We start from the raw sequence: 26,154 nt of genomic DNA on the forward strand, positions 1-26,154 counted from the left end.
AATAATAATTAAAAAAATATATCATCCAGGTTTATTGTACATTTTAAACTGATACGGAAATACCGGAATTTATTAATTATCTTCAGGAGCAATTATGTTCACGATTAAAAAAAATATAAAAAGACAATATTCATCTCTTTTTTTTACTTCAATTGTGGTCCTTTTTGTTTCATTTTTAATCATCGGTATGCTTTGGGTAAAAAAAACATATTCAAATTTAAATATTGAGCAACTTATTTTCTTCCGTAGCGTTCCCACTGCGGGGGCTCCGTCAGATTTTGTTATTTTATCGTATATAAAGGTTTTCGTAATACCCTTTTGTATAACCGTTTTTTATTTTTTTAGTGCACTTTTTTTTAAACAAGCTCTGTTCATCAATTTAAAAAAAAAGCAGATTCAAATTTTCCCTTTTTTTATAAAACCGCGTCCGCGAAATATATTTTTATTTATCACTGTCTGGCTTCTTGTTTTTCTTGGTTTTTGGCAATGTAAAATAAAATTCTTTACTTATGTTTATTATCAATACCAACCGGAAACCGATTTATATTCAAAGTATTATGTTGATCCAAGCAAGGTTGAATTTACTTTTCTGGCGAAAAAAAAGAATTTGATTTTTCTTTATCTGGAATCGGTAGAGGCAAGTATCACCGCAAAAGAATACGGCGGTTTGCTTCCATATGATACTATTCCCGAATTGAGAAAAATAGCCGAAGAAAATCTTTCCTTCAGTCACGGAGAAAAACTCGGCGGAGCTACACAAGTTCTTGGTACAAGTCATTCGCTTGCGTCGCTTGTAAATACATCACTAGGCGTTCCTGAAATGCTCCCTCCGTTTTTTTCGGAAAACCTAAAATCTCATTTTTTTACGGGAGGGTATGGACTTGGCGATATCTTATTTGATAACGGATATACAAATATTTTCATTTCAAGCTCATGCCCTCAGTACGGATATCAAGATGTTTTTGTAAAAAACCATAAAAATTTTTCAATTTTTGATCTTAACCACTATCGCTCAATAGGAAAACTGGATAAAGACTATCAGGTTTGGTGGGGCTTTGAAGACAGTAAACTTTTTCAGTTTGCAAAAGAAGAGTTAGCCGAGCTTTCAGAAAAAGAAGAACCTTTTTTCTTAATGCTTTTTACGGGGAATACTCACACGCCGAAAGGGTATTTAGAAAAAGATGCCGAGAAAAAATTTAAAAATCAAATTCATAATGTGTTTGCCGATTCTTCAAAACAAGTAGGAGAATTTATTCAGTGGCTAAAAAAACAAAGCTTTTACGAAGATTCGGTAATTGTTATTTTAGGCGATCATCAGTATATGGGAGATGATTTATATTCAAAGAATATTAAAGAAAAAGATCGGCATACGTATAATGCGATTATCAATTCTCAGGTACACACAGTACAAACTAAAAACAGAGTATTTGCGACTTTTGATTTTTATCCCACAATAGTGGAAGCGTTGGGTATTCGGTTTCATGCGAAAGGGCTTGGTTTAGGGCGGTCCCTTTTTTCAGGAGAAAAAACACTGCTTGAAGAAATCGGGGTAAATAAATTTAATGAGGAAATTCAGCGGCGTTCTTCTTTTTATCAAAATCATATTATTCAAAAAAAATAAATATCTATGGAGGGCTCTTCCTTAATGAAATCTGAGTTAGAAAATTTTAAAAGAATAAAAAATTTAATACCTGCTTCTTTATTCATTTTTTTATATGCAGCTCTTTTTGCTTCAATTATTTGGGTACACAGTACCTTTCCGAATATCAGCATTGACGAAATAATATTTACGTTAAAAACTCCTCAAGGGGATGCTGACAAGACTATTTTGCTTACGGTTTTTATCTTTCTTATTATCTTTCCCTTGCTCCTGGCAGTATCTTATTTTTTAATTTCTTTTTTCTTGAGCCCTGTTATTATTAAAAGAAAACATAAGAAGAATATTCAGTTTATACCATTTCCAATACGTTTTACTGTTAAAAAAAACATCTTTTTTTTCGGTTGCTTTTTATTTTTACTTCTAGTTTTTTTACAGTATAAAACATGTATTATTAACTATGTGTTTTATCAATTACAAGGTGAAACCGACTTGTACGAAAATTACTATACGGATCCTAAAACGGTTACATATTCCTTCCCTGAAAAAAAGAAAAATCTTATATTTATTTATTTGGAATCTATAGAAATAACTGCTACTGCAAAAAAATATGGGGGCTTGCTTCCGTATGATACTATTCCGGAATTACGAAAGATAGCGGAAGAGCATCTTTCGTTCAGTAATAGTGAAAAACTTGGGGGCTTTACGCAGGTGCTTGGCGCAACGCATACGATCGCTTCAATGGTTTGCAGCAATTTGGGCGTACCGTTGGGGCTGGATCCGCTTGGCTCCAGAAAAAATTTGCGAAAAAATTTTTGTAAGGGTGGATATGGACTTGGAGATATTCTTGCCGATAACGGATATAAAAATATTTTCATTACCGGAGCAAGCGCTACATTCGGATATAAGAATCTTTTATTGAAAAATCACAAAGATTTTGAAATTAAGGATTATCCGTATTATATTGCTACCGGAAAATTACCGCAAAAGTATAAGGTCCGATGGGGCTTTGAAGATGCAAAACTTTTTGAGTTTGCTAAAGAAGAGCTTTCAAATATTTCCGACAAGGGTCCTTTTTTCTTACAAGTTTTTACAACGGACAGCCATACCCCGGGTGGATATTTACCGTCGCAGTATAAACGGGAATTCAAAACAAAAATTCAGGATGTATATCGGAATGCGTCTAAAATGACAGGTGATTTTGTAGCTTGGCTAAAAACACAAAACTTTTATGATAATACGGTTATCGTTATTTTAGGAGATCATCAATATATGGGCGGAGGTTTATATCCTTTCGGGACGAGAAAGGATGAACGGCATGCCTATAATGCAATTATAAATTCCCAGGCAACAACAGCGGCTGATAAAAACAGAACATTTGCCGCTTTTGATTTTTGTCCTACTATACTGGAAGCAATGGGAATTCAGTTTAATGCTGAAAAGCTCGGACTGGGTCGCTCCCTTTTTTCAGGGAAAAAAACATTGCTTGAAGAAATCGGCACCGATCAATTTAATGCCGAAGCTCAACATCGCTCTTCTTTTTTAGCGGAAATAATAGAGCCGCGCTTTAAGTGATTATACGAACTGCAAATTGTTATAAAGTTCTCTAAATTAAGTTGCTGTGTTATACCTCATGGAGCATCAACACAAAACTGTAAAATTGAAGTTTTAAAACTCGTAGGCGAAGTTACAGTAAATTTTCAAAACTTCGCCCTATGGTAAGTTTACCCACCGTTGTGCCGTGTCGAGCTCATTTTTATAATAGGGGGTTTTCAAACTCGGAGGGTTAGTTTTTAATAAAAAAAGCAAGAATACAGCGCAGTAATTTTTGAACTTGTGTTTCCCTCTTTTTTCTTTTATAATGCGCGGAGTATGAATATCATAGATAAGTTTTATAGTGATGCGAAGCGCAGGGCTGCTGCTGTTGAGTTTTCGGAGGGCAGAAAAATAATAGCGGATTTGTTTTGTAAAACGGTTGCCGTTTACGATAAGCAGGCTGTGCAGCTTGCCGAGGATTTTGCCGACTATCGATTGGGAGCCGAGATAAGCGCAATCGATGAAGATATAGAGTGGTTTTATAAAATATTTTCGTTGATTGACGGAAGTTTTGATGATTCGATGAATTTTTCCGAAGAGGATTGGGAAGCGATTACCGTGATAATTGATGCGGCGGCGGATGATTTGGATATGGATTTGCTGAACTCTTTGATGGCTGTTATTGTTGACAGGAAAAAAATACGCGGAAGATGAGCGATTTTTTTTCTGCATATGATTCATGCGCAGTTTGTCCGCGCCGTTGCGGTGTCAATAGAAATGCAGGGCAGCGGGGATTTTGCGGAGAGACAAGCGAGCTGCGTATTGCGTGGGCAGGGTTGCATTTCGGGGAAGAGCCGCCCGTTACCGGTACGGGGGGATCGGGTACTGTTTTTATTTCGGGGTGTAATTTAGGTTGTCCTTTTTGTCAGAATTTTCAGATCTCGCAACAGGGGATGGGGCGGGCGGTTTCGGCGGAAGCGTTTGCTGATATTTGTTTTGCACTGCAAAATGCGGGAGCGGAAAATATCAATATTGTAACCGGCAGTCATGCGGTTCCCGGTATTGCGGCGGGATTGCTGCGGGCAAAAGAAAGAGGTTTAGATATACCGGTAGTTTGGAATTCTTCCGGATACGAAAGTACCGATGCGCTTGATATGTTGGACGGTTTGGTTGATGGCTGGCTGCCCGATTTAAAAACATTGAACACGGATATTGCCCGTGCGGTGTTTAAGGCTGCCGATTATCCGAGCACCGCAAAAAAGGCAATCAAAAAAATGGTGCGGATATCTCCGCTTGTGTTAGATGGTTCAAACCAAAAACGGTATCCGGCGGGCAAGCTTATGTCGGGTGTAATTGTCCGGCACCTCGCTCTGCCGGGAAGAATTGCAGACACGGCGCTGGTGCTTTCATGGTTTGCAAAAACCATGAAGGATTCCGCATTGCTTTCCCTGATGACCCAATACACACCGGTTGAGGCAAATCCGCGTACAAAAGACATGCAGGCTTTTGAGAACCGCCTCTTGACGAGCTCCGAAGATTCCGCCCTGCGCAACCTCTTAAGCGAGTTGGAAATTGATAACGGCTTTTACCAAGAACTTATCGAAGATCCCGATTGGCTTCCCGACTTTACACGCATACAAACATTCTCCTCCAAACTCTCAAAACCGATTTGGCATTGGCGGGAGGGGTGGGTATCGAAAGAGGTTTGAGTTTGTAAGGAGCTGCTCTTGACTTTGATGAGAATCATTATTATGCTGGGCATTGGTGAAATTATTATACAAACAGTGGAAATGTCGTTGTTTTATGCGGCATAAACAAGATAAATTAAAAAAACATCGTCGCAGGTATAAGCAAAATCATAAAAAACGGGTAACAGTCAGAAGTGTAAAAAAGATTTCGGGTAATACGATAGTTTTTACCGAAAGGCTTTTTTTGGAACGTAAAGAAGAGGAAATATTTTTTATTCTTTTTCAAGCAGAAAAAATTAACACTCCGACACTTGATTTTTCAAAAGTAAAGTATATTGATATTGGCAGTGCTATCTATATAAAAGCGTTTGTTGAATTTTTAAGAGAAAATAACAGAGAACCGAAAATATCTTGTTCTCCCAAAAATCAAAAAATGCGGCAAATTTTACAACACCTTGGAATATTTGACTATCAGTTAAAAATTACATATAATGATATTCGGTGTTGGGCTGTCAGAAAATGGCATAAAGACTTTAAGAAATATCCTGGGGTAAACTTTGGGAAAGTTTTATATAAAGAAATTTTGCCTGAAGTGTTAAAAGATAAAATACCATCAACAGAATTTTCGAGGATTGCTTCAAGTCTAAGCGAGCTTTTATCGAACTGTACCGAACATGCTTATACGAAACAGGATGTATTTACTAATTTTTATTTAATTGCAGGAGAATACGAAAATGATATCAAAAAATCAAATACGTTTTCATTTTGTATTCTTGATTATGGGCAAGGTTTTAAGGCAAGTTTAAAGAAAAATACTTTATTTGAATCGGTAATAAATAAATTTAAGGAAGATGCCGATTCGAATTTGCTAAAGGAAGCTGCAAAAGGAAATTTTAATGCCGATAAAGCAAAAAATTCAGGGAGAGGCACAGGCTTACCGGCAGTTACAGAAAGTGTTAAGTTAATTAAAGGTAGTTTGTATCTATATAGTGATAACGGTAGTTATAAAGTTAAGAAAGAAACAGAGGAAGTGCGAGACAGGCGGTATCCGGTAAGAGGTTCAATAATTGAAGTTATTTTACCGATAAATGATGAGGGAAATGATGATATATGAGAGGGTATAATATAATGGAAACTCTAAAAATAGCGGAATGCGGAAATGGTTATCAATATCAAGGCCCGAGATTTGATGACTTAGGCCCTGATTCGGGCGAAGAATTTCGCGATGAATATTTGATCCCATGGTTAAAAAATAATAATAATGCTTCCGAGTTATGTGTTGATTTTGAAGGGACAGTACTGTTTACACCGTCTTTTTTGGAAGAAAGTTTTGGCGGAGCGATACGAAAGGGTTTTGAAATTGTAAGAAAAATACAATTCAAAAATATTCCTCCGGATGTAAAACAACAGCTTGCGAAGTATATCAATAAAGCAAAAAAACAATGACAATCTTTTTATCGTTGGTTTCAGGCTTGGTTGGAGCTATGGTTGGTGCAGGTATTCAAATATTCTACAATAACAAAATTGAAAAACAGCGGTTGTTGCATGACTACAAGAAAATCTGCTTTGCCGAATGGCTGCATCTAAATGAAGAACTTTTAATACTCCTACGAGAACCTCAAAAGGAAAACAACACTGTGTTTCGCCAAGCAATTAAGCAAAAAACAGAATTACTTTCATTTATCGCAGCCGTATCAAAAAAACATGAAAAAGCTGTGTCAAAATTAAAAAAACATATCGTAGATATCGATGAGCGTATTTCTTTAAGTGATTTTGCAGAAGAAGCAGTCAACATCGGAAAAGTGCAAGGAAATAAAACAAAGCTTATCCGAGAAGTTTCAACTTTAATAACCGAAGTATTGGATAAACTTGCTAAACTGTAATTCAAGATTTTATAAAGTTTATAAACTCAAAGATGCTTTGTGCTTAATTTTCTATTCATCAAAACTTTTAAACTTTCCGCAGCCATTCCGCAATAGTTGTTGCGGCTTCTTGCATGCCCCATGGCGGGTTTATGACAAACATGCCGGAGCCTTGTAAGCCGTATTCGCCGGCGGGCGGTGCGGGAGGTGGAGTAACGGGGCGTAAAAAATCGGGGCGGACGGGGTTTTCAACATAGAAGGATTCGCTGCCTTTTAATGCGCTAAGGGCTTTTTTTAATTCAGCAGTTTCGTATTCCCGGCGTTTTAGGATTGGATACCAGATGATAAAACTTGCAGCCCGCCAGCGTTTATGCAGTTTTTGCACAGTAGTTATAACATTCTCATAATCGGAATCAACTTCGTAGCTTGGGTCGATAAGCACAAAACCCCGCCCAGATTTCGGCGGTGTTAATGCGCAAACCGCTTCATAGCCGTTACGGATATGCACATGTATGCGCTTTTCGTTTTTGTACAATGCGCGCAGAGCGGCTCCTTCGGCGGGGTGTAAATCGCAGAGGATAAGTTCATCATCTTGCCTTAAAAAATTTTTTATGATTTCGGGCGAGCCGGCATAGGAACAATCTTTGCGATAATACCGTAGGCTCAAGTTCAGATATGCTTCAAGCGATTCCGGAATAGGCTGCGGCAAAAGTTTTTTTTCAAAGGCGGACACTAGGGGGATAATCCCTTCCGCTGCTTCTCCGGTTTGTAAGGCATACTCGCTTGTAAGCTGATATACACTGCTTCCCGCATGAGTGTCAAAAGCGGTAAAGGGTTTTTGTTTTTTCGTATATAGTTTTAAAAATGCAACAAGCACCGAGTGTTTAAAAACGTCAGCCCGGTTGCCCGCATGAAAGCCGTGTCTATAACTCAACATAGAATTTATTGCGAATCAGTATCGGAATCGGGGGATGCTTCGTCTTCTGGTTCGGGAAGAGCTTCGGTTTTTTCTTCCGCAGGAGTTTCTTGCTGCTCAAAATCGGCCAGTATTGTTTTGGCGCGACGCTGCAGCGAACCGAAATTTGAATCTTCGGCTATCTCACTAACTCGCACCGCCGACTGTGCATATCGGTTTTGCTTAAACATATCAAGCCCGAGCGCAATGGTTTGTGCGTCCTTACTTGTTAAATAGGCAAGCGCAATAGAATCTCCTAACTCCGTTTGCACCTTTGCGAAAATTTTTCCAAGCTCATAGCGAAGTTTCTTTTTTGTTTCATCTTCGGCTACTTCTATCATTATCTGTTCTAAGTCCGCATAAAAGAAATCCAGATTATTGTTCATTAAAGCTTCCGCAGCTTTTACGCGCAGCGTATTGCTTTTTGATTTATCCAAAAAAGTTTCTTTCAGCCAGAGATTCCCTTCTTCGGTATTGTATGCGCCGACGGATTTGATTGCCGCATATTTTACCGCATCAACAGGATCCGTTTTTGCCCGATGCAAAATATACGGAAAGGCTGCTATCGGTTTTTTTTCAGCAGCTGCTTCCAGCGATTGCATTCTGACCTTGTAGTAGGAATCCTTAAAGCCTTGCAGCAAAATTTCCTCGGCTTCCGTCGTAGTAAAAAATCCAAGCCCTTTCACTGCGGCAATGCGTAAAATCGGATCGGAATCTTCATATAAATCAGACAAAATAGACACGGTGGCATCGTCCCCGATTTGAGCCAATCCGATTGCGGCGGAACCGCGGATCACCGCATTTTCACCGGAATCACGCGCAACCTCTTCCAAAAACGCTGCCGTTTCGGGAAGGTGCAGCTGTTCAAGCGCAACCATAAGATTTTGCCGTTTTATCAGCGTTGTCTTTTGGTCATCATCCAACTCGTTTTTAAAATAATCTATCAAAAACAGTGCATCGTCCGCCGAACCGATTTTTCCAAATGCGGAAATACAATCATCGGCATACTCGCTATTGTCTTTCATCAGCTCGCGCACCAACGGAGCTGCCTCTTTTTCTTCTATTGCAACAAGATATTTTATTGAGTTGCGCACCGTTGAGGGTTTGTACTCTACCGGATCTTTTAAAACCTCAAGGGCGAAATCTTTTATCGAATCGTTTTTTTGAGCGGAAAACAAATCAAACAAAGCGTCGCGAACTGCCGTGCTTTTTGTTTTTGCAAAAAGCTCCTGCAAGGCGGCGTTTAAGGTGGTATCCTCGTTTTTTTTCAACTCTTCAATTAAGGTTAGAACCTCACCTTCAAGCCCGTAACGAATAGTGTCCAGCTGTTTTTTGGTTTCAGGGTCTTCTTCTATTTGCTCCTCTGCGCTTGCTTCGGCGGCATCCTCCGATTCGAGGTCGAGTTCGGTATCAGTTGTATCGGCTGTGTCTGTCTGCACCGAATTCGATTTACTGCCGGCAGTTTTTTCTTCCGCCGCTACAAAAAAAAGAGTAAAGAACACCATACAAAAAACGCAAAAAATCTTTTTCATATACATTCCTCAACCGCCGGTATATTCGGCTAAAAAGTTTTTATAATATTCAGCAAAACGGTCTTCCTCAATTGCCTGCCGAATCTCTTGCACCATCGTATATAAAAACGCCAGATTATGATAGGTTCCCAACATAGAATACAGAATTTCCTTGCTTCGGAACAGATGCCGCAAATATGCACGGCTATACGTTCTGCACACCTTGCAATTACATTGAGAATCAATCGGATTAAAATCATACTCAAACTCTTTTTTCTTAATAGAGATAGGCCCCTTTCTGGTAAACAAACTTCCGTTCCGCGCGTTTCGCGAAGGCAGTACACAATCAAAAAGGTCAATCCCGTTTTTTACCGCCTCAAGAATATAGTGCGGAGTCCCAATTCCCATAATATACACCGGCTTATTCTTCGGCAAATGCTCGGCGGTAAAGGCAAGCATTTCCGCATACAACTCTGTCGGCTCGCCCACCGAAAGCCCGCCGATTGCCAAACCGTTCGGATTTAATTCGCAAACAGTCTCAATACTGCGCAGCCGCAAATCTTTATAAAAACCGCCTTGAATAATCGGGAAAAGGCTCCCCTGATACTCAGCGGGCGTTTTCAGCCATTCCGAAAAAGCCCGCTTTACCCATGCGGAGGTAAGCCCCAGCTCCTTTTCGGTTTGCTCCTTCGATATACCGTAATTCGAGCAAATATCTAACTGCATTTGAATATCGCTGTTAAAACCGGTTTGCAGCTGCACCACCAATTCCGGACTTAAAAAAAAGCTGCTTCCGTCTAAATGACTTTGAAACGAAACTCCCTCATCGCTTAACCGGCGCAAATTTGCAAGCGAAAAAACCTGAAAACCTCCCGAATCGGTCAAAAAATTGCGCTTCCACTGTGTAAACCCGTGCAAACCGCCTGCCGCCTTAATCACTTCAACCCCCGGCCGTAAAAACAAATGATAGGTATTCGCAAGAATAATCTCAAACCCGATCTCTTCAAGGTCATCCTTGGTCATACCCTTGACTGTTCCCGCCGTCCCTACCGGCATAAATGCGGGCGTCCGCAAATCTCCATGCGGCAAAGCTATCACCCCCGTCCGCGCGGCGGTATGCGCATCCTTATGACATTCGGTAAAAATCTTTCGTATCTTCATTTTCCATTCCTTAAAAAGCCTCCGCAACGAAGCCTAAAATCCTTAAAACTTTTGTACAACAGTATATCCGAACAAAGCTTGAAAGTATAGCGGAGAAAAACCAAAGAACAAATCCATACCGCACCAAATTTTTAATTCATCGTATAAAAAGAGTCCAGGGTTAGTTTTTGACATCCGTGTCAAAAACTAAACCACGAGTTTTAAAGCTTTGCAAACAGTCTTGCTTTTAAAACATCGTTTCTGCGTGGAAACACCGCCATCCGTGGCGGTTCTGAGTTTTTGCCGTCCGTGTCAAAAACTAAACCACGAGTTTGAAAACTCCCTGTTGTAAAAGGAGCCCCGGTTTAGTTTTGACGTTCATGTCAAAAACTAAACCACGAGTTTTAAAGCTTTACAAACCACTCTGCTTTAAAACATCGTTTCTGTTTGGAACCACGGGCGTCCGTGCCCGTTCTGAAATTTACATTCCTCTGCTGCAGGGGTTAAGGGGTCAGAATCGCGGCGAAGCATAAGCCTGAAAAGCCCTGCACAGCAGCAAGGGCGAAGTGTTGACATTCTGGCTTTCACTTCGCCTGCGAGTCGGTGTAATTTTTCCGTCCATGGCAAAATTACACCTACGAGTTTTAAAGCTTTGTAAACTACTTTGCTTTAAAACATCGTTCCTGCGTGGAACCACGGGCGTCCGTGCCCGTTCTGATTTTGACATCCATGGCAAAACTCGCAGGTTTTCCGGAAACTTCAAACCGCAATGCCCATGACTATATGATTTTTATTCTTCATGCGTACGTCCAGGTTTTTCTATAAAACGGGCTTGCACTAATTTTTAAATTATGTTAATATTTGCATCGGAACATTATTATCCGTAACTATTGCAGGAGTCGTTCAAACGGCTCCTTTTTTGTCTACAGGAGTGTAATATGACGTATGTGAAAAAAACAGACATTCCTTATTTTACCGACTGCGAATCCTTGGTAAACGGTTTAGGCTATCGACTTGTAAATCTGAGTGCAGTAAAACAAAAAGCCGGTTGGCAAATACAAGCAGTTGTTTATTCTGAAAAAGGTGTCGGAATCGATGATTGTTCCAAGGTGCATAGAGCTCTTTTGCCGCGATTGGAAGCTCTGCTTAATTCTCAAGATGTTTCTCTGCAAGTAAGTTCTCCCGGGATAAACAGGAATATCAAAAGCACGATAGAGTTTGCTGCCTTTATCGGCGAAGCTATCGCTGTTTGGAGCGCCGAAATATCTGATTGGCGTGAGGGAACTTTGGCGGATACAACGGAAGAGGCAATAACAATTGAAACAAAAGAGGGAATGGCCGCTATTTCGTATGCCGATATAAAAAAGGCGAAGCTTAATAAAATGTAAGGAGAATCTGATGTTCGGAGTAAGCAATAATGATATCAGGCGATTTGCTCAAGAAAAAGAAATGGACGAAGATCTTGCTTTTAAAATTGTAGAACAAACATTAAAAGCCGCATATAAAACAACTTTCAAAACAGATGAGAACGCTGTAGTTACTTTCGGAGATAATCATGTCTCAATTTATTCAAGAAAAAAAGTTGTAGACGAAGTTGATGATGATGTTACCGAAATCGATTTGGAAGACGCAAAAAAACTCACCGAGAATGCGGAACTTGGCGATGAACTTCTGGTTGAGCTTGACCCTGAAAATTTTAAAAGAGGCTCCGTTCAAGCGGCCGTGCAGCGAATTCATCAGTTAAGCAGAGAGTTGCAAAAAGATTCTCTTTATGCCGAGTATAAAAGCAAAGAAGGTGAAATTATTATCGGGTATTTTCAACGAATGCGGGAAGGGAGCATTTATGTTGATTTAGGAAAAGTTGAGGGTGTCCTCCCGCGGAAGTATCAAATTCCCGGAGAAGAGTTCCATCAAAATGATAGAATTAAAGCGCTTATCAGAGAGGTAAAAAAACACCAATCAAATCTTGTGCAGCTTATTTTATCAAGAACCGATGCCGATTTTGTGCGAGGACTTCTTTCATCGGAAATCCCAGAAATATACGACGGAATTGTAGAAATCCATAAAATTGTGCGGGAGCCCGGCTATCGAACAAAGGTCGCGGTTTTTACCCGACGCGAGGATATAGATCCTGTCGGTGCCTGTGTCGGTCAGCGCGGTGCTCGAATCCAAACCATCATCAAAGAGTTGGATGATGAAAAAATTGATGTGGTTGAATATTCGGATGATCCTGCGGAGTTTATCAGAAATGCCTTATCGCCGGCGGAAGTACTTAATGTCATTATTCTTGATGAAGAAAAACGAAGCGCTCTTGCCGTTGTTTCCGACTCTCAACTTTCGATTGCGATTGGAAAACAAGGTTTAAATGTGCGTCTTGCAAACAGGCTTGCCGATTGGAGCATTGATGTAAAAACGGAAAAACAATTTGCCGAAATGGAAGTTGTTACCGACAGCAGAAAAGCTGTGGAAGAATTATTCAGTGATGATGAAGAGGTTGCTGAATATGATATCCAGGAAGAATTGCCTAATCTTGATCCTGCGATTATTACAATTTTGCATCAGAATGGAATAAAAGAGATTGAAACTTTAGTCAATTTAAGCGAAAATGAAGTGCGGGCATTAGAAGGAATGACTTCTGAATATGTAGAAGAGTTGTTTAAAGAAATTAACGAAAACTTTGAAATAGTTCAGGAAGAACGAATAGATGAACCGGAGCAAACAAACACCGAAGAACAGTTGCCGGAATATGAAGAACAGAGTTTTGAATGTCCCGAATGCGGGGCACGCATAACAACCGATATGACTGAATGTCCTAACTGCGGTATCGGTTTAAGTTTTGAATATGAGGACGAGGACGAAGAATAGGAGAAATATGGCTGAAAAAAACGAAAGCTTACAACCGGATGTAATCCTCAAAAAGAATCGTACGGATGTTCCGAGCGGAGAATTAAAAACCGCTTCGGCAGAGGAAAAACCGAAAAAAAGGCTTGTTAGAAAAAAAGTGCTTCCCAAACAGAAAGAAGAGGGGGTAAAGGTAAAAAAAGTTGTTACCGTTACCGCTACTGCAAAAAAAAGTTCTGAAGAAAAAGAAGAAAGCAAAAAAATTTCTCAACCTGAAGTTGTGGAAACTGTACAAAGCACGGCTCCTGTGCCTTCTCCGGAAGAAAAAAAACAACCAAAAAGCTCTGAAAAAAAGAAAGAAGAAAAACCTGCACCGACAGAGCCTGAAAAAAAAGTAGTTAAAACAGCAAGCTCGAAAGAGAAAGCTCCTTCCGAAGGCGGACAGAAAAAGCAAAAGGTGCCCGGTCTTCGTGTGCTTGATATTACCGCTGAACGGCCGAATCGAAAAGCCGGAAATCTTGCGGGGCAGGGTGGTAATGCCGGCACAAGAAAAGAGCGCTATGGTGGACGACAGGATAACTTCACCGGTGCGCAGGCAAGAGAAAATGCAGGCATGCGTACATCATACGGACGCGGTAAATTTGCCGGAAAAGACGGAAACAGGCAAAACGCCGGACAGGGCGGTGCTAGACAAGGCGGCGGTTTTGGACAACGACAAAATAAGCAGGGTTTCCGTCCCCAAGGCGGCTTTGCGGGAAGACCGCCGGCAGCTCCTATGCCGATGGAAACCAATAAAACTTCTCAAGGCAAAAAAACATTCAAAGGTAAAAAACAAATTTATCAGCGAAAAGAGGAAGAGCTTGATTTTTTTGAAGAAAAGCTGCTGCAACAAAAGAAAAAATCAAAAGAAAAGACTTCTTCCGTTCCTAAACAAATTGAAATCATGGAATCAATTTCCGTAGCGGATCTTGCTAAAAAGATGAACTTGAAAGCTTCAGAGCTTATCGGAAAGCTTATGGGTATGGGAATGATGGTAACTATGAATCAATCGATAGATTCCGATACTGCAACAATCCTTGCTTCTGAATATAACTGCGATGTAAAGCTGGTCAGTTTGTACGATGAAACGCTTATCGAAAGCAACGATGATGAAGGCGGAGAGATGCGTTCACGTCCGCCGATTGTTACCATAATGGGACATGTCGATCACGGTAAAACAAAAACACTTGATGCTATTCGGCGCACGCATGTTTCCGAAGGAGAGTTTGGCGGTATTACTCAACATATCGGTGCGTATACCGTAAGCACTCCGAAGGGGAATATCACTTTCCTTGATACGCCCGGGCACGAAGCTTTTACCATGATGCGTGCGCGCGGTGCTGAAATTACCGACATAGTTGTACTTATTGTAGCTGCCGATGATGGCGTAATGCCGCAGACAATAGAAGCATTAAACCATGCGAAAGATGCAAAAGTTCCGATTATTGTTGCAATCAATAAAATAGATAAACCTGAGGCAAATCCCGATAAGGTTATGACGCGTCTTTCCGAGCTGGGACTTATGCCGGAAGAGTGGGGTGGAGATACCATGTATGTGAAAATCTCCGCTTTACAAAGACTCGGGCTTGATGACCTTCTTGATGCAATTCTACTGCAAGCGGAAATTCTTGAGCTGCAAGCAAATTATAGTTGCAGAGCTGAAGGGAAAATCATAGAATCTCAAATAGATCACGGAAGAGGAATTGTTGCGACCGTTATTGTGCAGCGGGGAATTTTACGCACCGGGGATCCCTATGTTGCGGGTATATACTCAGGGCGAGTTCGAGCAATATTCAACGACCGTGGAGAAAAAATTGAAGAGGCAATACCGAGTATGCCGGTGGAGATTCTCGGACTTGAAGGGATGCCCAATGCGGGAGATCCTTTCCAAGTAACAGAATCCGAAAAGATTGCACGCCAGATATCTTCTAAGCGGCAAGAATTAAAGCGATATGAAGACTCGCGCAACGTCAAAAAGGTTACGCTTGACAACCTGTATGAAACAATCCATGACGGAGAAGTTCTTGAGTTTAAAGTTATCATAAAAGGCGATGTCCAGGGCTCGGTAGAAGCATTAAAACAGTCTTTGGAAAAACTTTCAACAAAAGAAATTCGATTGAGCGTTATTCATGCTTCTGCAGGCGCAATCAATGATTCCGATGTTATGTTGGCGGCGGCTGATGCAAACGCAATTATTATCGGCTTTAATGTTCGCCCGACTCCGCAGGCAAAAATTCTTGCAGAGCAGGAAAAAGTTGATATTCGAAAATACAATGTTATTTATAAAGCAGTGGAAGAGATTGAGCTTGCAATGGAAGGCTTGTTGCGCCCCGATCTAAAAGAAGAAGTGATCGGCTTAGCTGAAGTACGGCAGGTATTCAAAGTTCCTAAAATCGGAAACATTGCCGGTTCTTATATCCTTGAAGGAAGCGTAAAACGAAATTCCCATGTGCATGTAATCCGTGAAGGGATTGTACTCCATTCAGGGAAAATATCTTCGTTGCGCCGCATCAAAGATGACGTAAAAGAGGTGTCGGCAGGGTTTGAATGCGGTATCGGAATTGAAAACTATACCGATTTAAAAGAAGGCGATCAGCTTGAGTTTATTGAGGTAGTAGAAGTTGCGCGTAAACTGAAAGATACCGAAAAATACGAACCGCCGAAAGCTTCAACGGAAGAATAATAGGTATCTCTTTAATATAAAAGTTTATTGCTTTAAATTGAGTTTGCACAAGGTACTTAAGGATATTTAAATTCCTGAGTGCCTTATGCGCTTTATTATGAGTGAGTGTTTTCATGCATAGGAAGTATTTGCGATTAGAATGAGTATACGGTTTTGTAAGTAAGTTGTTATGCCTGGCGGAATAGCAACCGGAGGTTTACGACCTCAGCATCACTATGGTAAATTGCTCACCGTTGCGCCGTGTCGAGCTCTTTTTATAAAGCTTTTTATGGTTTTTGTACGATGTAGTAAAAAAACACTGTGCAGAGAATTAAATAAAAATATTGTTGAACAAAAAATTTTATTTTGATGGAGGGAAATACGTATGAGTGAATTCAGATTAACAAAACTTGGAGAACAAATCCGAGAAGAAATATCAAAAATGATTTCGTCAGGAACAATAAAAGACCCTCGTGTCTCTAACTTTCTTTCAATAAATAGAGTAGACGTTTCCGCAGACCTTGCCTATGCAAAAGTATATGTCTCAAGTTTTATGGACAGCCATAAGACAAAGCAGGGTGTAAGCGGCTTGGAAAATGCCGCAGGATTTATTCGCACTACTCTTGCAAAAAAATTGCATGTTCATAAATTTCCGCAGCTTAGTTTTATTTATGACGAAAGTATAAAAGAAGGTTTTGATATGGTTAAAAAGTTAGATTCGATGGATATTTCCCCCGAAGAAGAACAGGATGAGGAAAATTGAACAGGATTTGATTATTCCGTTTGCAAAACAAGCCGGAATGACCAGCTTTGACTCGCTTTGGCAAGTTAAACATGCACTAAAAACAAAAAAACTTGGACATACCGGAACCTTAGACAGCTTTGCAGACGGTTTGCTTGTTTTGCTTTCAGGAAAACTGACTCGGCTTGCAGGGAGGATTACGGATTTTGATAAAACGTACATAACCCGTATGGAATTCGGAAAACAAACCGATACGCTTGACCCTGAAGGCGAAGTTATCGACATGAAGGAATTACCGCAGGTAGAAGCTTTCTTCTCGGTTTTGGATAGCTTTACCGGAGTAATAACACAAATTCCGCCTTTGTACTCCGCCGTAAAAATAAAGGGGCAGCGCGCTTCCGATAGAATGCGGCAAGGAGAAGCGGTGGTGCTAAAAGAGCGGAGCATTACTATTTATTCGTTACGGGTGGTAAGTTTGGAATCTGACGGAAAAACAGCTGATCCTTCGGCGTTTGCGTCCGGAGCGCTGCTTTCCGCTGCTACACTGGAGGTTTCCTGCTCAAAGGGAACCTATATCCGCTCATTGGTGCGTGATATTGCGGCGGCAGCAGGCTCGTGCGCCTTTGTATCCGCTTTGCGCAGAACCGCTGTCGGCCCTTTTATGCTCGCGGAAGCGGCGGGGTATGATAAGTTGGTTGAATTCGGAAAAACGGAAAGCGAAGTAAATCAGTCCCGTACTCAATTACTATATGAAGAAATCAAAGCCGCTTCCAAAACTCTTGATACAAAAACTGCGAAAAAACTTGGCTTCCCCGTAGTTGAAATCAATCGTGCGTTTGTTAAAAATTTCTTTCATGGACAGAAAATACAAAAAGAATGGTTTAACACAGTGCCTGCATCATCGGGTAGCCGATTAATAGCTGTTTTTTCTTGTGATAATTGTATAGGTTTGATTAAAAACAGCGGCAACTCTTTTAATTATGACACGGTTTTTCAGATAGAGGGGATGTAAAAACACATGGAAATATTTTCTTGGGATGCGCTTGTAAAAGCAAAAGCCCCTTTAATAACGCAGGGAGCGGCGGTTTCTATCGGAGGTTTTGACGGTCCGCATAGAGGACATGTCTTGCTTTTTGAAAAAGTTTTTGAGGCCGCAAAAAAGGAAAATTTAAAAGCAGGATTAATAACTTTTTCGCGCTCTCCCCGTTTTAAAAAAGCGGGAGAAAATTATGTCGGCGATGTCTCAACCTTGCGTTTGCGGTTACAAAAGTTTGAAGAACTGGGGTTTGACTTTATCGTACTGATTGACTTTTCTTGCAGTTTCGCTAGAATAGAAGGGGTTCAATTCTTTGATATCTTATTAAAAACTATTCGCATCCGATATCTTGCCGTTGGCACTGATTTTCGATGCGGATATCGCCTGGATACCGGAGTCCCTGAGCTTATACAGCTGGGCTCCGAGCAGGGTTTTCGCTTTGATTCCATCGGTCAGCTTACTGCTGCGAATAACTTACGTATCAGCTCAAGTGCGGTACGGGTTGCAGTTGAAAAAGCGGACTTCACCCTTGCGAAAGATCTGTTAGGGTATCCATTTTTGCTTGATATTAAAGATGTTTTTACGCCTGATGAACAAAAAGTTTGCTCATATAAGGCTGTAAAACAGATAACACAGATTCTTCCGCCGGACGGAAGATACTCGGTGAAAGTTTTTTTAACTTATAAAACGACTGTAGTTGCTTTGCTGACAATACACGAAGGCTCAATCGTTTTAACCTTTGACTCTATACAAAAAAATATACCTGCCGAGGAAAAAGATTTTGACACAGTAGAATTTATACAGAAGGAGTAAGAAATGGCACTTACAAAAGAACACACCGCTTCGGTGGTCGCAAAGCATGGTTCCAATGAAAAGGATACGGGACATGCCCACGTTCAAATTGCATTGTTAACAGAGCGGATCAAGCAGTTAACCGAGCACTGCAAAACACATCCGAAGGATAAAAGCAGCAATCGCGGTTTGCTTGTTTTAGTCGGACAGCGACGCCGCCTGCTTAAATATTTACAAAGAACTAACTTGGAAGGCTATCGAGCACTTATCAAAGAGTTAGGTTTACGAAAATAATCGGAATGTTACCTGCCTCCTTAACGGCAGGTAACTTTTTTTACGCTTTTGTTTTTAAAAAACATTAAGAAATTTAAGAGAAATACATGAAACATACAGTAAGTTATAAAATCGGTGACAGCGAGCTCATCCTGGAAACAGGACGTTTGGCAAAACAGGCAAACGGCGCGATCTTTGCACAATTCGGCGGAAGTGCCGTGCTCGCAACCGTTTGTGCATCAGACCAAAGTCAGGAAGGCTTGGATTATGTCCCACTAACCGTTGACTATAATGAAAAATATTACGCTGCCGGAAAAATTCCCGGCGGATTTATAAAAAGAGAAGGGCGTCCGAAAGATAAGGAAATTTTGGTTTCCCGTCTGATTGACCGCCCGATGCGTCCGCTTTTTGAAAAAGATTTCGGAAGAGATATTCAGATTATTCCAACCTGCGTTTCTTCCGATATGATAAATCCGCCCGATATTTTGGCGGTTATTGCAAGCTCCGCAGCGGTGGTTATTTCCGACATTCCGTTTAACGGCCCAGTTGCGGCAGCGCGAATTGCCTATGTAAACGGCGAATATGTGATCAATCCCACGTTTAAGCAAATTGACCGTGCGGAGATGGAAATTGTTGTTGCCGGCACAAAAGAAGGCATCACCATGGTGGAAGGCGGGGCTCACGAAGTTTCGGAAGAAGTTATGCTTACCGCCCTTGAAAAAGCACACGAGTTTATCAAAATTATCTGCGATTTGCAGGAGCAGCTACGCAATGCGTGCGGTAAAGAAAAACTGCCGCTTGTGCCGCTCTCTGTTGAGCTTGAAAACAAACAAGCAATCCATGATGAAGCGTATCCGCGTCTTTCGGAAGCCTTGTACGTAAAAGGTAAATTTGAAAGACGGGCAGCCTGCGATGCGGTGAAAGCCGATATTGCGGAAAAATATGCGGAACAGCTTGAAGATGAGGTTCAGACAAAACTTTTCAACGCCCTTTTTGATGATATGGAATATCATATTTTAAGAGAGAATATTTTAGACAAAGGGCTGCGCGTTGACGGAAGAAACACCGAAGAAATTAGACCGATTACCTGCGAAATAGGCGTGCTGCCGCGTCCGCACGGCTCGGCGGTATTTACCCGCGGCGAAACACAGTCGCTTGCGGTTGTAACACTCGGAACTGTTTTTGACGAACAAGTCTATGATGATATCGAAGGAGACCGGCGCGAAAACTTTATTCTGCACTATAACTTTCCGCCTTTTTCGGTCGGCGAGGTAGGTAGAATGGGAACCGGCAGACGGGAAATCGGACACGGATATTTGGCGCACCGCTCTCTTTCGCCGATGATTCCTTCACGGGAAAAATTCCCCTACACAGTCAGAGTGGTTTCCGAAATTCTGGAATCAAACGGCTCATCTTCGATGGCAACGGTTTGCGGCGGAACGCTTTCGCTATTGCATGCGGGAGTTCCGATGAAAAGCCCGGTTGCGGGAATTGCCATGGGACTTATTACCGACGGCGATCGATATGCAATCCTTTCTGATATTCTCGGTGAGGAAGATCACCTCGGCGACATGGACTTCAAAGTTGCGGGAACCGAAAACGGTATTACCGGCTTCCAAATGGATATAAAAATTGCCGGCGTTTCTTCAGAGATTATGAAAAATGCCCTTGCGCAGGCAAAGCGCGGCAGAATGCACATTCTCGGTATTATGAATCAAACTATTTCAAAACCGAATGCAGATATTTCAAAATACGCTCCGAGAATTGAGTGTGTAAAAATTGCGGTAGATAAAATCGGCGCCTTAATCGGCCCCGGCGGGAAAAATATAAAAGCTCTTTCAGAGCAGTATCAGGTTACCATCAATACCGACAATGACGGCACGGTTACTATCTACGGAAAAGATTCTCAATCGGCGTTGGATGCAAAGGCGGCGGTTATCGGTGTTGTTGAAGAGCCGGAAGTAGGAAGAATATACCAGGGAACCGTAAAAAAGATTATGGAGTTCGGCGCCTTTGTGGAAATACTTCCCGGTAAAGAAGGACTTTGCCATATCTCAAAACTTTCCCGCGAAAGAGTCGGAAAAGTCGGCGATGTACTGAAAGAAGAACAGCGGATTCCGGTTAAATTACTAGAAATCGATAAAATGAACCGCCTTAATCTTTCGTATATTGATGCGCTGGAAGAGCTTGAAAAAAAGGCTGAAAAATGATGCAGACCGTTTTTTGCACCTTAAAAGAAGACGCCTCGCTGCCTGTATATCAGACAGCGGGAGCCGCAGGCGCGGATATTCGGGCATATTTGCCCGATGGAAACATTGTTTTGCAGCCCATGGAGCGCAAACTTATTCCTACCGGACTTGCGGTTGAACTTCCCGCAAATACGGAATTGCAAATACGTCCGCGTTCCGGGCTTGCCTTTAAAAACAGTGTTACCGTATTAAACACGCCCGGCACCGTTGACTCGGACTTTCGCGGAGAACTTTGTGTTTTACTCATCAATCTTGGAGAAGAGCCGTTTACCGTAACGCACGGGGACCGTATTGCGCAGGCGGTTATTTCTCCCGTTATTCAGGCAGAGTTTAAACAGGTTGATGAGCTGTCCCGCACAAACCGCGGAGCAAACGGATACGGCTCCACAGGAATCGCCTGATATAAAACACCTATGTCAAAGAGAAGCTCAAAAATTTATCATAAAAAAATTCTATTTCTCTATCTGTCAAAAGAGTTATTGCTCTATTTTTTTGTTTGCTTTCTTTTTTTCTTTTTTATTTTTTTTGTGAATAATATTCTTTTAATGGCTGAGGATATTCTATCCAAGCATGCGCCGTTTAAAGATGTTATGCTTTTAATGTTTTACTCTCTTCCGATGATAATTGCAAACTCTGCTCCCTTTGCAGCTCTTGTCGGCACGCTCATGTGTATCGGGAGATTTTTCAGTGATTTAGAATTTCTTGCGATGAACGCCCTCGGCGTTTCAATGAAGTTTTTGCTGGTTCCTGTTTTAGCGGTAGGGCTTTTCATTTCGATCGTGTCGTTTTTTACCAATGATGTTTTGTTGCCTGCAAGTTTTATTCAATTACGAAAAGTCTACTGGGACATTAGTACCTCTACTCCTGCGCTGGAATTGGAATCATACTCAATTAAAAAAAATCAGAATGCAGTGGTTATTTCCGGTCTGATAAAAGACGGGATTATCGATGAGTTGCTTATTATTGATAAGGGCGAAAATAAGGAAAGCAGAATCTTGGGCGGGAAAAAATCCGAATTAAAAAAATCAACCGACCCTGCTGTTATCATGACACTCGATATGAATGAACCGCAAATGCTTATCATCGATGGAAAAGATGAAAAGAAATATGATTCAATTGTGGGTAAAAAAATAGCGTATAATGTGCTCGCAAAAAATATAAATCCCGTGTATTTCAACGCACTTGGTCCGAGCGATATGACTTCCTATGATTTATATAAAGATATACAGACAAGAAAAAAAAATAATGAAGACAAGAGACTGCTTAATATTTATAACATGGAATTTCATAAAAAATTTTCCATTCCCTTTGGCGCCCTGTTTTTTGTTTTTCTTGCGTTCGGTATCAGTAGCGTGGGCAAAGTGCATAATCAAAGTGTCGGCTTTATTTTAGGACTTTTAATTGCAGTCGCCTATTGGGCGGTTTTAATGGGCGGGCAAGAAATAAGTTTGACTTTTGATGTAAGCGGAGCTTTTATGATGTGGCTGCCGAATATTCTCTTGTTGATAGTAGGAGGCATTTTACTGGGGAGAAGATTGTTTAGATGAAGATTTTGCAGCGTTATCTTTTGCAGATATTTTTTCCGACTGCGCTTGTAGCAATTCTCTTTTTTATTCTCCTTCTGGAAATCGGGGATCTTTTTGCAAATCTTCCAACTTATTTAACAAACGGTGTGGGATTAGCGCCCATTTTGCAAGTTATGTATTTTTATTTTCCAAAATGTATTTCCTTTGCGATGCCGCTTGGGGTTTTGTTTGCGGGTGCGTATACGATGGGCACCCTGTATGCAAGAAACGAACTAACCTCCGTGTTTGCTTCGGGAATGCCGATTTGGACTTTGGTACTACCGCTTGTTATTTTAGGTTTTATATTTTCTGTTGGCATGTTCTTTTTTGAAGATAGAGTTGTTATTCATACTCAATATAAAAAAAACAGACTTACCGCAAAGCTTTTAGAAACTGAAAAAGATTTAAGCACCAATGATATTGTGGTTTTATCTGAAAATAATAAAATTATTTATTCGGCTGAAGTGTATGATGCGGAAACTAAAAATTTACTTAATCTGCAAATTATTGTGCGCACCGATGACGGAGAAATTGAAAAAGTAGTTACAACTGCAGTGGCAATATGGGAGGGTGATGCGTGGGAGCTGACAAAACCGGCGGTGTATATTTTTTCAAAAAACGGGCAGATACAATTTACAGATAAATTAGCCGCAAAAGAATTTACCGAAGCGCCCGAAAACTTTCAAAGAAATATTACTTCAATCGATGAGCTTTCCGTCTCGGAGGCGGCGACATATATTCAAAAATTGAAACGGACGGGAAGACCGTATACCGAAGAACTTGCACAATATTATCGCAGGTTTTCTTTCCCTTTTACAATTTTCTTAGTGCTTTTCTTTTCAGTTTCAGTAGGCGGAAGATTTAGAAAAAATATTCTATTGATGAGTTTGCTGTTTAGCTTACTCATTGCAACGGTATATTATGTAACGGAAATGGTAACTATGCTCCTTGCAAAATGGGAGTATATTAGTCCCCTTGCCGGGGCGCTTTTACCTTTTTTGATTTTTACCTCACTCAGTATATTCCTATTGAGGCATGCAAAAACATAGAGAGATGTCAAAAGGCTTGACAGTTCTCTGTATAATTGTTTTAAAAAGAGTCTATGAGAGAGTTGATTGAATACGCATTTGTCGAGTTAAAAATTAAAAACTCCCGGTTTCTTGCTGAATGTTTTCCGATAAAAACGCAGGCGGAAGTGCGGGAGCTTTTGAAAGCTCAAAAGCAAAAGTACGCTGATTCCACACATGTGGTACATGCCTTTGTCTGCGGCGATTCCGCGGAAATACTCGGGTGTTCCGATGACGGTGAGCCTGCGGGAACTGCCGGTAAGCCCGCACTTGCGGTATTAAAGGGAAGCGGCATAACCAATATTTTTGTTACGATTACACGTTGGTTCGGCGGCACCCTTTTAGGGACGGGCGGACTTGTCAAAGCCTATGGCGATATGACAAAAGCGGTGCTGGAAGTTGCAAAAACCGAAGAAATAATTGAATACAGCTTTTATGAATTTACCTGCTCCTATGCGGATTATGAATTTTTAAAGCGACATTTTGAAAGGTTCCAAACAAGCCCGCAAACCGAATTTGGGCAATCGGTTCGTATGATCGGAAAAATCCCCTCAATACACAAAGAAGCGTTTTCACATTTAAGAACAATGCGGGTAATTCAGGCAGGATACGTATAAGCAGGAATTAGCGCATAACGTTTTTTGATCGGTTAATCATATAGGGCACTTCTTTCGGTTCAGTATAGATGACCTTTTGTAAGATGATGTGCTCTAAAATCCTGCCCCGGCTGAAACCGTACAATTGCGAAATTCATCCGCAACCTGCCCGCTATCCTTTGCGGGATTCGTATACTGCGGAGCCGCCGATAAAGTATTTTGACAAACCGAAAAAAATTAAGAACATCGGAATACTTGCAATGACGGCGGCGGCCATCATTGCTCCTTCGTCCGTGCTGCGTTCCGCGGTAAATGAGGTAATATACTGCGGAATGGTTTTCATTGTCTCCGTTTGCGAAACGAGCAGCGGCCATAGGAGGTTATCCCACTGACCTCTAAAAGAAAGGATGGCAAGCGTCGCAATAACCGGACCGCAATTCGGCAATACAATATGGGAATAGATGGAAAACTCATGCATTCCGTCAACCCGTGCGGCATCCAAAAATTCATTCGGGAAGGTAATAAGATATTGCCGCATCATAAAAATGCCGAATGCGTTGACAATAAACGGCAAGATTAAACCGGTGTAGGTGTTTTGAATATGCAGCTTAGTGGCAATCATATAGAGCGGTATCATAATCGCTTCAAACGGAATCATCATCGTTGCCATAATCATCATAAAAATGATATTTCTGCCTCGAAAATTGAATTTTGCAAGCCCGTAACCGGTAAGCGATGCAAGTAAGACCGTGCTGAACGCAACGCTGCCGGCCACAATAAACGAATTGAGAATATTGCGGATAAAAATATAATTCCCATCGTTCCCTTGCAGAGCAGCTAAAAAGTTTGCAACATGGAAACCGTCCGGAATCCATTTATACGGCATCTGCATAATCTCTTTTCCGGTCATTAACGAAGCCGTCAGCATAAACAGCAGGGGCATAACCGTGAACAGGGCAAGTGCCGTTAAAAGGATAACCGTCAGAGCCGAATACGCGTATGATGTAGGTGATTGTTTCATAGTTATTTTGCCGCTCCTTTTAGTAATCCGTTTCGTCCGCTTTTGAACCGCGGAATTGCAGCCATGTCAGCAACAGCATCATCATAAAGAGGACAATACTCATTGCACTTGCCCGTCCGATACGCTGGAGTTTGATACCGGTTTGGTAAATATTCAAGGTAATAACATTAATCGGCCCGAGCGAGGCACCGTTTTGTGTAAACAAATACTGCGTACTGAAGGTTTTAAGACATTGCAGCATCGACATAATCGAAACCAGCACAACCGTCGGTTTTAGCAAGGGCAAGGTGATAGACCAAAAAACCTGCATACGGTTTGCTCCGTCAATCAAGGCTGCTTCGTACACAACCGGCGGAATGGTTGCCAAGCCGGTAATAAACAGAATAACAAAGTAACCGATATATTTCCAAAAATAGACAATCATCGTTGAAATTTGAATCATCGTGCCGTTTAAAAGCCATTGATGATCCACACCCGGACTGCCGAGCAGCGTATTGAGCCAGTAGTTTCCCAGCCCCCGCGGATCAAAGATTAGCAGCCAGATCGCAGCAGCAACTACAGAGGACAAGATAGCCGGAGTATAGTAAGCAATTTGGAAAAATTTTTTTATACGCGGGCCGTGCAGCGAGCTGATCAATACCGCAAAAAAAAGACTGCATACTACCAGCGGAATAAAGGTTCCTAAACTGAACACCGCCGTTGCACGTAACGAGTTCAAAAAGGACATAGGGTTCCCGTATCTGCCGGGATCAAAAATATAGGTATAATTCTGTAAGCCGACAAACTGCGGCGGTGCATTACTAAGCACCCGTTTATCAAAAAAACTTTCGATAAACGCATTGATAATCGGATAAAAACTGAAAAGCGAAAAAAAGAGCAAGGATGGGAGGACAAACAACATACCCCACCGTGCGGTTTTTTTCTCGATTCCTGCTTTTTTTTGTACTGCTTTCATATATTTCCTTCCTTGCACGGTAATCGG

24 protein-coding genes are annotated in these 26,154 nt (G+C 41.2%); 19 read left to right on the plus strand and 5 right to left on the minus strand.

The features are described 5' to 3' along the window. Positions 1 to 94 precede the first annotated feature (94 nt). The 7 genes from FUT79_RS01210 to FUT79_RS01240 all read left to right on the plus strand — a co-directional run bounded on the left by FUT79_RS01210 (position 95) and on the right by FUT79_RS01240 (position 6,704). Positions 95 to 1,621, plus strand: a complete 1,527-nt coding sequence (locus tag FUT79_RS01210) for an LTA synthase family protein (protein WP_024751857.1) — start codon at positions 95 to 97, stop codon at positions 1,619 to 1,621. Positions 1,622 to 1,645: 24 nt separating this feature from the next. Further along, on the plus strand, positions 1,646 to 3,172 hold the full coding sequence (locus FUT79_RS01215) for an LTA synthase family protein (protein ID WP_024751858.1): 1,527 nt from the start codon (positions 1,646 to 1,648) through the stop codon (positions 3,170 to 3,172). A gap of 297 nt (positions 3,173 to 3,469) precedes the next feature. Then, complete coding sequence (locus tag FUT79_RS01220; protein WP_024751859.1) at positions 3,470 to 3,847, plus strand: hypothetical protein; 378 nt, start codon at positions 3,470 to 3,472, stop codon at positions 3,845 to 3,847. Beyond that, positions 3,844 to 4,842, plus strand: coding sequence for a radical SAM protein (locus FUT79_RS01225; protein ID WP_148889203.1), 999 nt, complete (start codon positions 3,844 to 3,846; stop codon positions 4,840 to 4,842). Before FUT79_RS01220 ends, FUT79_RS01225 begins: the two co-directional genes overlap by 4 nt. A gap of 223 nt (positions 4,843 to 5,065) precedes the next feature. Beyond that, on the plus strand, positions 5,066 to 5,935 hold the full coding sequence (locus tag FUT79_RS01230) for a hypothetical protein (protein WP_148878694.1): 870 nt from the start codon (positions 5,066 to 5,068) through the stop codon (positions 5,933 to 5,935). Next, complete coding sequence (locus tag FUT79_RS01235; protein ID WP_002700176.1) at positions 5,932 to 6,267, plus strand: STAS-like domain-containing protein; 336 nt, start codon at positions 5,932 to 5,934, stop codon at positions 6,265 to 6,267. Before FUT79_RS01230 ends, FUT79_RS01235 begins: the two co-directional genes overlap by 4 nt. After that, the gene (locus tag FUT79_RS01240; RefSeq protein ID WP_002700175.1) at positions 6,264 to 6,704 is read left to right on the plus strand and encodes a hypothetical protein; all 441 of its coding nucleotides are present in this window, start codon (positions 6,264 to 6,266) and stop codon (positions 6,702 to 6,704) included. Before FUT79_RS01235 ends, FUT79_RS01240 begins: the two co-directional genes overlap by 4 nt. A gap of 67 nt (positions 6,705 to 6,771) precedes the next feature. Here the strand turns inward: FUT79_RS01240 and FUT79_RS01245 are convergent, their stop codons facing one another. Genes FUT79_RS01245 through tgt form a run of 3 tightly spaced genes read right to left on the minus strand, consistent with a single transcriptional unit; the run spans position 6,772 to position 10,310 of the window. Beyond that, positions 6,772 to 7,620, minus strand: coding sequence for a 23S rRNA (adenine(2030)-N(6))-methyltransferase RlmJ (locus FUT79_RS01245; protein ID WP_024751864.1), 849 nt, complete (start codon positions 7,618 to 7,620; stop codon positions 6,772 to 6,774). Between the two features lie 5 nt (positions 7,621 to 7,625). Further along, positions 7,626 to 9,170 carry a HEAT repeat domain-containing protein gene (locus FUT79_RS01250; RefSeq protein WP_002700173.1) on the minus strand — a complete coding sequence of 515 codons (1,545 nt, stop codon included), beginning with the start codon at positions 9,168 to 9,170 and terminating at the stop codon, positions 7,626 to 7,628. Between the two features lie 9 nt (positions 9,171 to 9,179). After that, positions 9,180 to 10,310, minus strand: a complete 1,131-nt coding sequence (gene tgt, locus FUT79_RS01255; RefSeq protein WP_024751866.1) for a tRNA guanosine(34) transglycosylase Tgt — start codon at positions 10,308 to 10,310, stop codon at positions 9,180 to 9,182. A 917-nt stretch (positions 10,311 to 11,227) separates the two neighbouring features. On the opposite strand from tgt, the gene rimP reads away from it, so the two are divergent. From rimP to FUT79_RS01325, 12 genes are all read left to right on the plus strand, one after another. Further along, positions 11,228 to 11,677, plus strand: a complete 450-nt coding sequence (gene rimP, locus FUT79_RS01265; protein WP_002700166.1) for a ribosome maturation factor RimP — start codon at positions 11,228 to 11,230, stop codon at positions 11,675 to 11,677. 10 nt (positions 11,678 to 11,687) lie between these two features. Beyond that, positions 11,688 to 13,154, plus strand: a complete 1,467-nt coding sequence (gene nusA, locus FUT79_RS01270) for a transcription termination factor NusA (protein WP_024751867.1) — start codon at positions 11,688 to 11,690, stop codon at positions 13,152 to 13,154. Positions 13,155 to 13,161: 7 nt separating this feature from the next. Next, positions 13,162 to 15,852, plus strand: coding sequence for a translation initiation factor IF-2 (infB, locus tag FUT79_RS01275; RefSeq protein WP_024751868.1), 2,691 nt, complete (start codon positions 13,162 to 13,164; stop codon positions 15,850 to 15,852). A gap of 364 nt (positions 15,853 to 16,216) precedes the next feature. Beyond that, complete coding sequence (gene rbfA / locus FUT79_RS01285) at positions 16,217 to 16,594, plus strand: 30S ribosome-binding factor RbfA (protein ID WP_002700161.1); 378 nt, start codon at positions 16,217 to 16,219, stop codon at positions 16,592 to 16,594. Continuing rightward, the gene (gene truB / locus FUT79_RS01290) at positions 16,581 to 17,585 is read left to right on the plus strand and encodes a tRNA pseudouridine(55) synthase TruB (protein WP_024751870.1); all 1,005 of its coding nucleotides are present in this window, start codon (positions 16,581 to 16,583) and stop codon (positions 17,583 to 17,585) included. The genes rbfA and truB overlap by 14 nt, the downstream gene beginning before the upstream one ends. Positions 17,586 to 17,591: 6 nt before the next feature. Further along, the gene (locus tag FUT79_RS01295) at positions 17,592 to 18,422 is read left to right on the plus strand and encodes an FAD synthetase family protein (protein WP_024751871.1); all 831 of its coding nucleotides are present in this window, start codon (positions 17,592 to 17,594) and stop codon (positions 18,420 to 18,422) included. Positions 18,423 to 18,425: 3 nt separating this feature from the next. After that, complete coding sequence (gene rpsO, locus FUT79_RS01300) at positions 18,426 to 18,695, plus strand: 30S ribosomal protein S15 (RefSeq protein ID WP_002700155.1); 270 nt, start codon at positions 18,426 to 18,428, stop codon at positions 18,693 to 18,695. Between the two features lie 86 nt (positions 18,696 to 18,781). Continuing rightward, the gene (gene pnp / locus FUT79_RS01305) at positions 18,782 to 20,884 is read left to right on the plus strand and encodes a polyribonucleotide nucleotidyltransferase (protein WP_044634930.1); all 2,103 of its coding nucleotides are present in this window, start codon (positions 18,782 to 18,784) and stop codon (positions 20,882 to 20,884) included. After that, positions 20,884 to 21,324: a dUTP diphosphatase gene (gene dut / locus FUT79_RS01310; RefSeq protein WP_024751873.1), complete on the plus strand. Its 441-nt coding sequence runs from the start codon at positions 20,884 to 20,886 to the stop codon at positions 21,322 to 21,324. Before pnp ends, dut begins: the two co-directional genes overlap by 1 nt. Positions 21,325 to 21,336: 12 nt before the next feature. After that, entirely contained in the window at positions 21,337 to 22,470 is a 1,134-nt protein-coding gene (locus FUT79_RS01315; RefSeq protein WP_024751874.1) for an LptF/LptG family permease, read from the plus strand. Next, a complete protein-coding gene (locus FUT79_RS01320; protein WP_024751875.1) occupies positions 22,467 to 23,537 on the plus strand; it encodes an LptF/LptG family permease in 1,071 nt (356 codons plus the stop codon). Before FUT79_RS01315 ends, FUT79_RS01320 begins: the two co-directional genes overlap by 4 nt. Positions 23,538 to 23,590: 53 nt before the next feature. Further along, a complete protein-coding gene (locus FUT79_RS01325; protein WP_148878725.1) occupies positions 23,591 to 24,172 on the plus strand; it encodes an IMPACT family protein in 582 nt (193 codons plus the stop codon). Positions 24,173 to 24,323: 151 nt separating this feature from the next. Here FUT79_RS01325 and FUT79_RS01335 read toward each other — a convergent pair whose 3' ends face one another. After that, on the minus strand, positions 24,324 to 25,172 hold the full coding sequence (locus FUT79_RS01335; protein WP_148878724.1) for a carbohydrate ABC transporter permease: 849 nt from the start codon (positions 25,170 to 25,172) through the stop codon (positions 24,324 to 24,326). Between the two features lie 19 nt (positions 25,173 to 25,191). Beyond that, complete coding sequence (locus tag FUT79_RS01340; RefSeq protein WP_148878723.1) at positions 25,192 to 26,127, minus strand: carbohydrate ABC transporter permease; 936 nt, start codon at positions 26,125 to 26,127, stop codon at positions 25,192 to 25,194. Between the last annotated feature and the right edge of the window lie 27 nt (positions 26,128 to 26,154).

It is taken from the genome of Treponema phagedenis, assembly GCF_008153345.1.
Lineage (GTDB): Bacteria > Spirochaetota > Spirochaetia > Treponematales > Treponemataceae > Treponema > Treponema phagedenis.